Genomic DNA, 13,015 nt, shown 5'->3' with positions numbered 1-13,015 from the left:
GTGAGGGCGGGGGCGTCGGAAGCCGCTGCTGCTTACTCGTCGCCGACGGCGCCGTCGACGTTGTCGCGGATCTGGTCGATCTGCGCGTCGAGGTCGTCCGGCAGAACGCCCTTGGCGAAGTCCGTGACCTTGTCGAGGACCGAGTCGCTGACGCCCTCGGCCTCGGCGCTCTGGAGCGCGTCCTGGAGCTTGTCCTTGTTCTGCTCGAAGAGTTCCTTGCCCTGGTTCACGAGATCGTCGAAGCCCATGATTTCCCCTCCCAAAGGGTTCGGTGCGTCCGCAGATCGGACGCGTCGCCGCCATTGTGTCAGGCGGACGCGCGGCGGGGAACCCATCCAGCGGGAGTGGCGACGCACTGCGTCATGGGCAGGACTGCCCGCGGTGATGACCGGCCGGCGCGTCAGGCGACGGTGTCGCCGGGCAGGAGCGCGGCCTTGCCCGTCTTGAACAGGATCACGATGTCGCCCATCACGCTCCAGTTCTCGACATAGGAGAGGTCGAGGCGCACGCTGTCGTCCCACGACAGCTTCGACCGGCCTGAGACCTGCCAGAGGCCGGTGATGCCGGGCTTGACGAGGAACCGGCGGTGCACGTGGTCCGCGTACTGGTCCACCTCGCGCTGCAGCGGCGGGCGGGGCCCCACGAGCGACATGGAGCCGCCGATCACGTTGAAGAGTTGCGGCAGCTCGTCGAGGCTGTACTTCCGCATGATGCGGCCCACCGGCGTGACGCGGGGGTCGTTGCGCATCTTGAACAGCACCGAGTTGCCCATGTCCTGCATGTCGAGCAGGGAGGCGAGCTGCTTGTCCGCGTCGGCGACCATCGAGCGGAACTTGAGCATCTCGAATTCGCGCCCGTGCCGTCCGACGCGCTTCTGGCGGTAGATGATCGGCCCCTTCGAGGTGCCCCACACGAGCACCGCGAGCACGAGGAACACGGGGCTGAGCAGCACCACCAGAAGAGATGCGCAGAAGAGGTCCATCATCCGCTTGACGAACCGCTGCCCCGAGGAGAATCGCGGCGTCTCGACGTGCATCAGCGGAAGCCCGGAGACCGGCCGCATGTGGAGTCGCGGGCCCGCGATGTCCGTGATGCTCGGGGCGAGGACCAGATGCTGGCGCCCCGACTCGAGCGCCCACGAGATCTCCTTGACCCGCTGCGGTCCGATCGCGTCGGTGCTCGTGATCACGACGGTGTCCGCACCTGTCACGCTGATCGCACGCTCGATCGAGTCCACGCTGCCCATGACCGGGACGTCGGTGCCCGCCAGCTCGGCCGCCACCCGACCGGTCGGGATGCACGCCCCGACCACGTGATAGCCGGCGCCGCTGGCGCGCTTGAGCTCCCGGGCCATGTGGGCCACGCTCGCCTCGGATCCCACCAGCAGCACGTTGGCGGAGTACTCGCCTCTGGCGCGTTGGATACGCAGCCAGTGGCGCCAGAGATACCGCTCGGTGATGAGCAGGAAGACGCCGAGCGGAAGCGCGATGAAGAGGTAACCGCGGGCGATCGAGATGTTCAGCGCGAAAGCGACGATGGCGATGACGCCGAACAGCATGAAGCTGCTGTCGAAGATGCGCCGGTACTCCTCCGCGCCGACGCCGACGACCCGCTCTGACCGGGTGTCGTTCAGCGCCAGCACGATCATCCAGAGGAACACGATCAATGCCGAGAGCAGGGTGTACGACGACAGACCCGGCCAGGTCGGGATCGGCATCGAGATATTGGCGTGCAGACCGAGCCATCCGAACTGCGTGCCGAAGACCACGGCGGCGATGACGAGAAGGTCGGTCAGGCGCAGCATCCGCGCGTAGCGCTTGCGCCAGTCGAACCTCGATCCGGCTGCCCCGCTCACGACCGGGATGCCCCCGCTCGCGGTCCTCACGACCGCCGGGAACGACGCCGGGGTCCTGCGAACCGAGACGCCCCCCCGGCGCACCCGTCTTGCCCTGCTCGGCCCGCGTGATCTCGGTTGTCAAGCCCTAAGCCTCCCGTTGCCGTCGAACGGCGACCGTGGCAGTCTACCCCGCTCACAGACGATTCGCGGGTGAAGCACCGGCCGTCCTGAGCGACGCGGGGACCTGTCCCCACGACTGCACAATCAGCGCGCGGCGCAGCCTTCGGTCGCGAGCTCCGTCCCGGTCTTGTTGATCATCGGGGTGGATCGGATGTCGACGGGACCGTAATCACCATCCTCGCCGGAGAACACGGCGGTGACGCTCGCGCGTTCGGTCGGTACCAGGTTCGTGGTGAACCAGGCCACCGGCCTGCCGAGATCCTGGACGTCGGTGCGTGCCACGTGCACATCACGCCCGTTCACGGTCACGCTCTCGACTGTCGTTCCCGGAGGACCGTAGATGTAGACCTGTGTGCGGAACTGCTGTGATCCCCAGTGGCCGCTCGCGATGTACTGCGGGAGGAGGTCCGCTTCCGTCTGCGAGATGTCCATGTGAAGCGTCGAGCTGACGGCGAAGGATCTCACCCCGTCCACGCACGACTCCTCCACGCCGACCGCGGACTTCATGTAGTAGTCGATCTTCGACATCGACTCGTCGCGGTAGTAGACGCCGATGGTCGTCGAGTCCGCGTTGTCGTCGGGGAGGATCCCCGCCACCCGCAATGGGGCGATCGTCTGCTGGACCTCTTCGTGCGCACTCCAGAACATGATCGAGCCGTTCTCGATTCCGTCGTTCAGCGCGCTCACCATCGCCATCGGGTCGAAGTCCCCGCGCGTGAGAGCGTCGAAGATCGACGTCGCGGCACTCGCGAAGAAGGCGTCCACGAGGGGCGCTTCCTGATACGACCCCCAGCGCACGTAGATCTCGTTGAGCAGGAGTCGTACAGCGTTACCCTCGTTCAACTCCTCGCCGGTGGCGAGTTGGACGGGACCGGTCGCGCGCAGGACGTAGCTGAGGGCGATCGGGTCGATCGAGATCACACCGTCGATCTGGTCGGGCGCGATGTCGCGTTGCCACCACGCAGCCACGATCTGCGCCATCGTGGGAAAGTCCGGACGGCTGGACGACGTGTTGATGTGATGCACCAGGTAGTCGCTGTAGAGGGCGAGAGCACTATCAGGCACCTCGACTGGGACCTTCTGGCTGTTGCGGTACAGGCGGCTGTTCGCCTGCCCGACGATCTCGATCCGGCCGGCGTCGGCGCGCAGCAGCGTCTGCGATGCCGCCGACCCCCCGAGACCCACCGCCTCGGCGTTGTTCTGAGAGACCAGCAGGTAATTCCTCGGGCCGTTCGCCCCGAGCAGTTCGGACACGACGGGCAGCGCCTCGGCGGCGCCCGAAAGCAGGGGCGCGACCGTGTCGACGCCGTCTCGGACGTCTCCGACGAGCGACTCATCTCCCCTGACGGCCTCCAGGTCACCGGCGAGCTGCGTGAGGCGCGGTTCGGCCTCGGCGAGTATGGGCAGCACCCGCGCAAACACCGGATCAGCACTATCGGCGCCGACCGCCGCCATCGCCGGTCGGCCGAGATCGTTCGCGAGCACGTCAAGCGACTCCGAGGCGAGTCGCACCGCGCGGAGGTTGGGACCCACGAACGGGACGACCTCGGCCGCCCGCCAGATGGGATCCGCCGCCGCCGCAGCGGCCGCCTCCCCGTGTCCGCCGAGCGCATCCAGGGATCCGTCTACGTCGGCGCCGGCCTGCACTTGGGCGACGACGCCCCTCGCTGCGGTGAGCTCCGACCTCACGCTCAGGACTCGGAAGCCGAGCCACGCCACGGCGAGCAGGATGAGCAGAAGGGCGCACGCGGTCGAGATCACGACCACTCGGGCGCGCCGTGACGTCCTCGCCTTCGCGCGGGTATGCCCGCGCGTGGGGGCGGTGCGATTGTCCGTTGAAGCAGCCATCCTGCTCAGCCTACGAGAGCACCACTGGACGATCCCTCGGCGCGGCCGGTGCACCAGCCCGCGAACCTACGGCGCCTCCCCCACGCCTCCGGACACGAGCAGGATCTCGTCCAGCTCGATCGAAACCCTGCCCTCGGCAGGCTCGACCTCAGCCACCTGACCGGACAGCCCCGTGACCGTCACCGTATCCCAGGCCGGGAACTCCACCGTGGTCGACCCTGCCGTGGGGTACACGACCTTCACGGTCCGACCCGGCTCACCGAACGAAACGGACCGCACCCCATCGATGCGGTCGACGTTCCGGAACGGGGCGCCGTCGAGGGCGGCGATGAACAGCGCCTGCACGAACGCCGCCGGCTTGGGCGGCTGGGCCGCGACGCCGTCGCGCTTCTGCCAGAACAGCCCGAAGTTCCCTTCGTGATCGGCCGGCTCGGTGGTGTCGTTGATCAGGTCGTACCAGAAGAACCGCTCGACACCGGCCGCCAGGGCGGTCGACTGAGCGCGAACCAGTCGCGCCCCCTGCTCCTCGAGCGATACGTCGCCGGTCTTGCTCGTCCAGCCGAGCTCCGTCACCCAGATCGGCTCGGCTCCGCCGTGGCGGTTCATGGTGTCCCGCGCCTGGCGGACGACGCCATCCAGTCCTTCGGGACCGAAGTACACCTGGTAAGGGTGGAAGCTCGTCGCATCGGAGTGGGCCAGCCCGCCACGGGACCAGAGCTGCTCGAAGAACGTGTCGTCATAGTTGCCCGTCACGCCGGCTATGACCGGAAGGTCAGGTGCGACGGCTTTCACTCGACCGTACGCCGCCTCGACCAAGGGGTAGTAGCAGTCACCGGTGAGGCCGCACGGCCCGGGGTTGAAGACGGGGATGTTGAACTCGTTGAACAGCTCCAACCCGATGAGGTCGAAGTTCTGCGCGACCGCCGCGGCGAAGTTGCCGTACCCGGCCAGCCCATCCGCCGAGTGGGGGGTGAGTCCGGCATCGTAGAGCTTGTTCCCCCACCCTGCGATGCCAAGGACCCCGAGCCCTCTCGCGCGTGCGTTCACGGCGCCGGCGACCTCATCGTCGCGGAAATCGTAGACGCCCCGCTGCTGCTCGCTGATGGACCATGTGAAGTTCTGGCGAACCGCTCCCAGCCCCAGCGCCGCTGCGGCGGCGGGTGCATCGGAATAGGTCTCCTGCGTCGGGTGGACGTGCGCGCCGAAGCGACCGTCGAGCGGAATATATGCGTGAGGGGAGGAGACGAGCCCGACCGGGGTCGTGATCGACGCACCCGACGAGTCGGTGACCCGGATCTCGAAGTACCCCTGAGGCAGGCCGTCAAGCGGAAGCGCCGAGACTCCATCACCGAGCTGGGCATCCCCCCTGGCGATCTCTGACCCGTCGCGGCGGGTGGCCACCCACGTTGCGGGCCCGGGGGCCATGTTCACAGCGAGGGTGGCCATCCGCTCGTTCAGGATCAGCGCGTCGTTGAGGATGCCCCACTCGCCCTCCACCTCCTCGAAGGACCCGTTCGGCACGTGCTCCACACCGTCCGGCCCGACGAGCGAGATCGCGTCCAGGCCGAATCCCCTGATCGGCCCGGTCAGAGCGATCTGGAAGTCCACCGACGACTGGCCCCCGGAGCTGGTGAACGTGTGCTCGATCGACCACCAGGTGCTGCCGAGCGCCGGCAACTCGATCGGCTCTCCCCCCAGGGAGAGCTCGACGGGCATGTCCGCGACCTCCGGTCCGAGCCGACGGACATCCAATGACAGCCTGTAGTCCGTGTGGGGCTCGATCGGGATCGTCACCGCGGCGGCGACGAGCGTCTCCGTGACTGCCGGGGCATCCATCACTAGCGCGACCGTTCCATCGGAGGCACTGCCGACTTCAGGAAGCACGCCGGGGAGGGCGGCAGCCGAAGGAAACGACCAGCCCGCCACTGTCGCGCGCGCGGCCGCCGCTCGGGGAAGCTCGCCCGGCTCCGGCGTCGGAGTGGGAGTCGGCGTGGGCGAGGCCGTGGCGGTGGGCGTCGCCGACGGAGACGCCATGGGCGGCGCCGGGGAGCGAAGCGCGAACGCCGCGCCCACGCCGCCTCCGGCGAGGGCGAGGGCCGTGACGCTCGCGACGACGACGCGCGTCTTCACGGTCCAATGCTTCGGATTGAGGTGCTCGGCGAACCAGGTCTTGATCGACATCTCACTCCGGGGTCTGCGCGCAGCGGCGGGTCGGATGGGCCTCGGGTCTCCTCGACGTTACCGCGTGAGGGTTCGGACTCCGAACCGGCCCGCGTCGCGCGGCCCGGTGACGGTCAGCGCTCGATGGGCAGCTGCATCGTGGGGACGTCGTCCGCCGTACGCGCCCTGGGCGCGCCGAAGATGCGATCGGCGGGGTCGTCCCACGGCTCGGCGAGGCCAGGCGGCACCGGCCGCCGCCGCGCGGCGATCAGCTCGGCGTCGCGCTCCCAGATCGCGCGGGCGATCATCCGGCGGTCGCGCGCGTGGATCATGGCCCGCAGGATCATCGCCAGGAGCAGGCCGATGTACCCGCCGCTCGTGTTGGCGAAGACATCCAGCAGGGTCGAGACGCGGGACTCGAGCACCGTCGCCTGCGTGAACTCGATGAAGCCGGAGTACCCGGGCAGCAAGAAGAGCGCCAGCCACCACGCGCGTCGCGGCAGCGCAAGCCCGAGCAGGAAGCCCAGCGGCACGAACATCGCGACGTTCGCCGCGAACTCGAGCTCGTTGAAGCCGAACCACTCGGGCACGCCGAAGCGGTGGAGCACCCGCAGCACGCGCTCGGCGATGCTGCCGAACTCCAGGTCGGACGGATCCGGCCACAGCGTCACGAGGGAGACGAAGCCCGCGTAGACGAGCAGCAGCAGGGTGGTGACCCACATGCGGGCGTGGCTGCGCGGGGGCTTCGGGCCGAGGACGTCGGTCATGTGGGGCACGGTACCGGGTGGGGCTGTGGAGGAGCGGAGCGCGCAGGGTGAGTTCGGAGACGTCTCGACTCCGCTTCGCTCCGCTCAACGACCGGGGGCCCTGCGTCGCTCCGCTCCACGACCCCCAGAGAACACGAAAGCGGGGCCGGATCCGAAGATCCGACCCCGCTCCCGAAGCCAGTACTGGAGGTACTTACTTGATGATCTTGGTCACCGTGCCGGCGCCGACGGTGCGGCCACCCTCACGGATCGCGAAGCCGAGGCCCTCCTCCATGGCGATGGGCTGGATGAGCTCCACCGTCATGTCCGTGGTGTCACCGGGCATGACCATCTCGGTGCCCTCGGGCAGCGAGATGACGCCGGTCACGTCCGTGGTGCGGAAGTAGAACTGCGGGCGGTAGTTCGTGTAGAAGGGGTTGTGGCGGCCACCCTCGTCCTTCGACAGGATGTACGCGGTGCCCTCGAAGTTCGTGTGCGGCGTGACCGAACCCGGCTTCACGACGACCTGGCCGCGCTCGACCTCCTCGCGCTTCAGACCACGGAGCAGGAGACCGCAGTTCTCGCCGGCCCAGGCCTCGTCGAGCTGCTTGTGGAACATCTCGATACCCGTGACCGTGGTCTTCTGCGTCGGGCGGATGCCGACGATCTCGACCTCGGAGTTGATGGCCAGCGTGCCACGCTCGGCGCGGCCCGTGACGACCGTGCCACGGCCGGTGATCGTGAAGACGTCCTCGATCGGCATCAGGAACGGCTTGTCGCGGTCGCGCACCGGGTCCGGGATCGACTCGTCGACGGCCTCCATGAGCTCGACGATCGACTGCACCCACTTCTCGTCGCCCTCGAGAGCCTTGAGGCCCGAGACGCGGACGACCGGAGCGTCGTCGCCGGGGAAGCCCTGCGACGAGAGCAGCTCGCGGACCTCGAGCTCGACGAGCTCCAGGATCTCCTCGTCGTCGACCATGTCGGCCTTGTTCAGCGCGACGAGCAGGTAGGGAACGCCGACCTGCTTGGCGAGCAGGACGTGCTCACGCGTCTGGGCCATCGGGCCGTCGGTCGCGGCGACCACCAGGATCGCGCCGTCCATCTGGGCGGCACCGGTGATCATGTTCTTGATGTAGTCGGCGTGACCCGGGGCGTCGACGTGAGCGTAGTGGCGCTTCGGCGTCTCGTACTCGACGTGCGAGATGTTGATCGTGATGCCGCGCTGGCGCTCCTCGGGAGCCGAGTCGATCGACGAGAAGTCGCGCACGACGTTGACGTCCGACGGGTACTTGTCGGCGAGCACCTTCGAGATCGCCGCGGTGAGCGTCGTCTTGCCGTGGTCGACGTGACCGATCGTTCCGATGTTCACGTGCGGCTTGGTGCGCTCGAACTTGGCCTTAGCCACTGGGTCCTCCTCAGGACGGTTCATGGATCATGGCCGGATCGAGCGCGAGCTCGGCATCGCCCCGCTGACGACCCGCAGCTCCTCCCCCGCCGCGTTCGAGACGCGTGTGCTCCCCGCCGAGCCCATCAGGCTGAGGCGATTACTCGCCCTTGCCCTTCTGGATGATCTCGTCGGCGACGGCCTTCGGGACCTCGGCGTAGCTGTCGAACTCCATCGAGTAGACAGCGCGGCCCGACGTCTTCGAACGCAGGTCGCCGATGTAGCCGAACATGCTGGACAGCGGGACGAGGGCCTTGATGACCTTCACGCCCTGCGCGTCCTCCATCGACTGCATCTGACCGCGACGCGAGTTCAGGTCGCCGATGACGTCGCCCATGTACTCCTCGGGAGTACGGACCTCGACCGCCATGAGCGGCTCGAGCAGCACGGGGTTCGCCTTGCGGACGGCCTCCTTGAAGCCCATCGAGCCGGCGATCTTGAACGCCATCTCCGAGGAGTCGACGTCGTGCGAGGCGCCGTCGACCAGGGTCGCCTTGACGCCGACCATCGGGTAGCCCGCGAGGACACCCGTGTTCATCGCGTCCTGGAAGCCCTGGTTGGTGGGCTCGATGTACTCGCGCGGGATGCGGCCACCGGTGACCTCGTTGACGAACTCGTAGGTCTTGTCGGCGGTCACCTCGAGCGGCTCCAGCTTGAACTGGATCTTCGCGAACTGACCCGAACCACCGGTCTGCTTCTTGTGCGTGTAGTCGTGACGCTCGACGACCTTGCGGATCGTCTCGCGGTACGCCACCTGCGGCTTGCCGACGTTGGCCTCGACCTTGAACTCGCGCTTCATGCGGTCCACGAGGATGTCGAGGTGCAGCTCGCCCATGCCCTTGACGACGGTCTGACCGGTCTCGGCGTTGTTCTCGACGCGGAACGTCGGGTCCTCCTCCGCGAGCTTCTGGATCGCGAGACCCAGCTTCTCCTGGTCGGCCTTCGTCTTGGGCTCGATCGCGACCTCGATGACCGGCTCCGGGAACGTCATCGACTCGAGGACGACCTGGTTGGCGGCGTCCGAGAGCGTGTCGCCCGTGGTCGTGTCCTTGAGGCCGATGACCGCGTAGATGTGACCCGCGGTGACCGAGTCGACCGGGTTCTCCTTGTTGGCGTGCATCTGGAAGATCTTTCCGATGCGCTCCTTCTTGCCCTTGGTCGAGTTGACGACCTGGGCGCCCGACTCGAGCGAGCCCGAGTACACGCGGATGTAGGTCAGACGACCGAAGAAGGGGTGCGAGACGACCTTGAAGGCCAGCGCGGCGAAGGGCTCCGAGGCGTCGGCGTGACGCTCGATGATCTTCTCCTCGTCCTTCGGGTCGTGGGCCTCGATGGCCGGCACGTCGAGGGGCGACGGGAGGTAGTCGACGACCGCGTCGAGCATCGGCTGCACGCCGCGGTTCTTGAACGCCGAGCCGCAGAGGACCGGGTAGACCTCGCTGGCGATGGTGAGCTTGCGGATGGCGCCCTTGATCTCCTCGACCGAGAGCTCCTCGCCGCCGAAGTACTTCTCGAGCAGCGCCTCGTCGGTCTCGGCGACCGTCTCGAGCAGCTTCTCGCGGTACTCGGCCGCCTTGTCGGCGAGCTCGGCGGGGATCTCGGTGACGTCGTACTTGGCGCCCATGGTCACGTCGCCCTTGGCGTCGCCCGGCCACACCAGCGCACGCATCTCGACCAGGTCGATGACGCCGACGAAGTCGTTCTCGGCGCCGATCGGCAGCTGCAGCACGAGCGGCTTGGCCTTCAGGCGGTTGACGATCGTGTCGACCGTGAAGTAGAAGTCGGCGCCCAGCTTGTCCATCTTGTTGACGAAGCAGATGCGGGGCACGTTGTACTTGTCAGCCTGACGCCACACCGTCTCCGACTGGGGCTCCACGCCCTCCTTGCCGTCGAACACGGCAACGGCGCCGTCGAGCACGCGGAGCGAGCGCTCCACCTCGACCGTGAAGTCCACGTGGCCGGGGGTGTCGATGATGTTGATCTGGTTGTTGTTCCAGAAGCACGTCACAGCAGCGGACGTGATCGTGATGCCACGCTCCTGCTCCTGCTCCATCCAGTCGGTCGTGGCGCCACCGTCGTGCGTCTCACCGATCTTGTGGTTGACGCCCGTGTAGAACAGGATGCGCTCGGTCGTCGTGGTCTTACCGGCATCGATGTGCGCCATGATGCCGATGTTGCGGACCTTCTTGAGGTCGGTGAGCACCTCTTGTGCCACTTGCGGTTCCTTACGTGTGGTGTGGAGTAGAGCGTGGGTGCCGGCCCCGGACGGCGGGTCCCGTCATCCGGGGCCGGCGGATCCGCATCCGTGGATGCGGGGTGCTGTTTACCAGCGGTAGTGCGCGAAGGCCTTGTTCGACTCGGCCATCTTGTGCGTGTCCTCGCGACGCTTCACGGCGGCGCCGAGGCCGTTCGAGGCGTCGAGGATCTCGTTCATCAGACGCTCGGTCATCGTCTTCTCACGACGGCCCTTGGCGTAGCTGACGAGCCAGCGCAGCGCGAGCGTGTTCGCGCGGTGCGGCTTGACCTCGACCGGCACCTGGTAGGTCGAGCCGCCGACGCGGCGGCTGCGGACCTCGAGGGTCGGGCGGACGTTGTCGAGCGCCTTCTTGAGCGTCGCGACGGCGTCCTGGCCGTTCTTCGCCTCGACGCCCTGGAGGGCGGTGTAGACGATGTTCTCGGCGATCGACTTCTTGCCGTCGACGAGGATCTTGTTCACGAGCTGCGTGACGATCGGAGCGCCGTAGACCGGGTCGTTGACGACGGGGCGCTTCGGGGCGGGTCCCTTACGAGGCATCTGACTCAGCCCTTCTTCGCGCCGTAGCGGCTGCGAGCCTGCTTACGGTTCTTGACAGCCTGGGTGTCGAGCGCACCGCGGACGATCTTGTAGCGGACACCGGGGAGGTCCTTCACACGACCACCGCGGACCAGCACGAGCGAGTGCTCCTGCAGGTTGTGGCCCTCGCCCGGGATGTAGGCGGTGACCTCGGTGCCGTTGCGGAGCTTCACACGGGCGACCTTGCGCATGGCCGAGTTCGGCTTCTTGGGCGTGGTCGTGTAGACGCGGGTGCAGACACCCGCCTGCTGCGGGTTCGCCTTCAGGGCGGGCGCCTTGGTCTTCGAGACCTTCGGCGAACGGCCCTTGCGAACCAACTGCTGAATGGTTGGCACGTTCTCTCCTAGTTGGGCTGCACGGTGACAGCGGGTTGTTCCCCGCATCGCGACGTGTTGCTCGGTGTTGCGACGCGGTTTCACGTAGACCCACCCGCGCGACAGGATGTGTCGAGCGTTTGAGGTGGTGGGTATGCCGTGGGGGTGACCTGTTCGCAGGTCGTTCCCTATGTGTGGTTCACGCGCACGCAAGCGGGCGCGCCTACACGCACACCGAATCATGATAGCGCATCGCACGGCTCACGGCGTGTCGCTCCACCCTCCTGGACACCGTCGGTGCAAGCGCTCAGAGGGTCAGGCCGTCGCCCGGATCGTGCGGGTCGAACGGCGCGTCCAGGCTCTGGGTGAGCTCGGCGAGCATGGCCTCGATCTGCGGCTCGACGAACTCGACGACCGCCGCGTGGATGCGCAGCCGGTGGTGCAGCAGGATGCCGCACACCTCGCGTCCGATGAGGTTGGCGTACTCGTCCGCGAGCGCGACCTCGCGGCGCAGCGCCGCCTTGGCCTCCTCGGAGAGCGGCGGCAGGCTCGGCACCTGCGCCTCCTCCTCGCTCGCCAGGCCCGACAGGGTGAACAGGAACGGGGCGCCCGGCACGGGATCCGGGTCGAGCGGCAGCCCCTCGAACTCGGGGTCCAGGCCCTCGGTCGGCCGGTAGCTGCGCGCGCGGTTGCGGGCGGCCTGCTGATCCAGCTCGGCCTGGAGCATCGGAAGATTGCGCGACGTGTACTCGGCGACCGCCTGGTCGACGATGGTCTTGATCCTGGTCGAGAGCCCGTGCTGCACGCCGTGCGGCACATCCGACCCCAGGCCCGCGGACGACAGGATGGGCGACCCGAGGCAGCGCCGGCACGGCGCGACCCGGCCGCGGTGCGTGGCCGGCTCCCAGCGCGGCACCCAGCGCAGCCAGGCGTCGACCGCCTGGCTCACCTGCGTCTCGAGTGAGCGCTCCACGCCATAAGCGTAGGCGCGGGAGGGCGCTCAGCGCCGCAGGACGCCTGGACCGTTTCGTCTCCGTTCGCTGGCGCTCACTCCGCTCAACGACCGGCATCTCTGTTACTGCGGTCGTTGAGTGGCGGTCGTTGAGCGGAGCGAAGCGGAGCGAAGCGGAGACGAAACGCACCGCCCCGCCGCCGCTACTCCCCGTCCTCGTCCTGCTCCCAGGGCCACTGGGGGCGGTGGGCGTGGGTGCGGCGGACGGCGAGGGCGGCCCATCCGGCGACCACCGCGGCCCCGGCGAAGACCGCCGAGGTCCAGCTCGTGGCCGCTCCCCCGACCGCGCCCGTCGCGGTCGCCACGTCCGCGCCGAACACGAGCGCCAGGATCCAGAGGGCGGCCAGGTGCGCGAGCGCCGTGGACAGCGCGACGCCGATCACGGCGGTGTACTTCGGGTGCTCCTGCCGCAGCGCGGGCCACAGGGATGCGGCGAACGCCAGCGCGGCGACGCCGGCGGCGAGCGGGCCGGGGACGGGGCTCAGCCCGGGCGTCGCGATCACGTCCCGGTCGGTCGCGAGGCTGAGCAGGCCCGAGGCGAACACGACCAGCGCCACGTATCCCGCGACCGCGAACGCGAGGAGCGCCGCGGGAGGGAACCTCCCGGGCGCTCCCGGCGACGTCATGCTGTTCGCGGC

General features: G+C 68.2%; 11 protein-coding genes. All 11 read right to left on the bottom strand.

Annotated features, from left to right (window positions below; translation table 11 throughout):
* Window positions 1-32: 32 nt before the first annotated feature.
* Window positions 33-248, bottom strand: coding sequence for an Rv0909 family putative TA system antitoxin (locus ASD19_RS10195; protein WP_055992130.1), 216 nt, complete (start codon window positions 246-248; stop codon window positions 33-35).
* A gap of 152 nt (window positions 249-400) precedes the next feature.
* Window positions 401-1,855, bottom strand: a complete 1,455-nt coding sequence (locus ASD19_RS10190; RefSeq protein WP_327040712.1) for a sugar transferase — start codon at window positions 1,853-1,855, stop codon at window positions 401-403.
* Window positions 1,856-2,101: 246 nt separating this feature from the next.
* Window positions 2,102-3,778, bottom strand: coding sequence for a DUF4012 domain-containing protein (locus ASD19_RS10185; RefSeq protein ID WP_235563025.1), 1,677 nt, complete (start codon window positions 3,776-3,778; stop codon window positions 2,102-2,104).
* A gap of 153 nt (window positions 3,779-3,931) precedes the next feature.
* Window positions 3,932-6,046, bottom strand: coding sequence for a glycosyl hydrolase (locus ASD19_RS10180; RefSeq protein ID WP_055992120.1), 2,115 nt, complete (start codon window positions 6,044-6,046; stop codon window positions 3,932-3,934).
* Window positions 6,047-6,159: 113 nt separating this feature from the next.
* A complete protein-coding gene (locus tag ASD19_RS10175) occupies window positions 6,160-6,792 on the bottom strand; it encodes a VanZ family protein (RefSeq protein WP_055992117.1) in 633 nt (210 codons plus the stop codon).
* Between the two features lie 193 nt (window positions 6,793-6,985).
* Entirely contained in the window at window positions 6,986-8,179 is a 1,194-nt protein-coding gene (gene tuf, locus ASD19_RS10170) for an elongation factor Tu (RefSeq protein ID WP_055992114.1), read from the bottom strand.
* Between the two features lie 139 nt (window positions 8,180-8,318).
* A complete protein-coding gene (fusA, locus tag ASD19_RS10165; RefSeq protein WP_055992111.1) occupies window positions 8,319-10,433 on the bottom strand; it encodes an elongation factor G in 2,115 nt (704 codons plus the stop codon).
* Window positions 10,434-10,541: 108 nt separating this feature from the next.
* Window positions 10,542-11,012, bottom strand: a complete 471-nt coding sequence (rpsG, locus tag ASD19_RS10160; RefSeq protein WP_055992108.1) for a 30S ribosomal protein S7 — start codon at window positions 11,010-11,012, stop codon at window positions 10,542-10,544.
* A 5-nt stretch (window positions 11,013-11,017) separates the two neighbouring features.
* Window positions 11,018-11,386 carry a 30S ribosomal protein S12 gene (gene rpsL, locus ASD19_RS10155; protein ID WP_018171438.1) on the bottom strand — a complete coding sequence of 123 codons (369 nt, stop codon included), beginning with the start codon at window positions 11,384-11,386 and terminating at the stop codon, window positions 11,018-11,020.
* Window positions 11,387-11,672: 286 nt separating this feature from the next.
* A complete protein-coding gene (locus tag ASD19_RS10150; RefSeq protein ID WP_055992105.1) occupies window positions 11,673-12,338 on the bottom strand; it encodes a hypothetical protein in 666 nt (221 codons plus the stop codon).
* Window positions 12,339-12,520: 182 nt separating this feature from the next.
* Entirely contained in the window at window positions 12,521-13,003 is a 483-nt protein-coding gene (locus ASD19_RS10145) for a hypothetical protein (protein WP_055992103.1), read from the bottom strand.
* Between the last annotated feature and the right edge of the window lie 12 nt (window positions 13,004-13,015).

The organism is Microbacterium sp. Root53 (genome assembly GCF_001426925.1).
Classification (GTDB): domain Bacteria; phylum Actinomycetota; class Actinomycetes; order Actinomycetales; family Microbacteriaceae; genus Microbacterium.
Note: the sequence above shows the minus strand (reverse complement) of the source record. Positions and strands in the feature narration are given on the sequence as shown.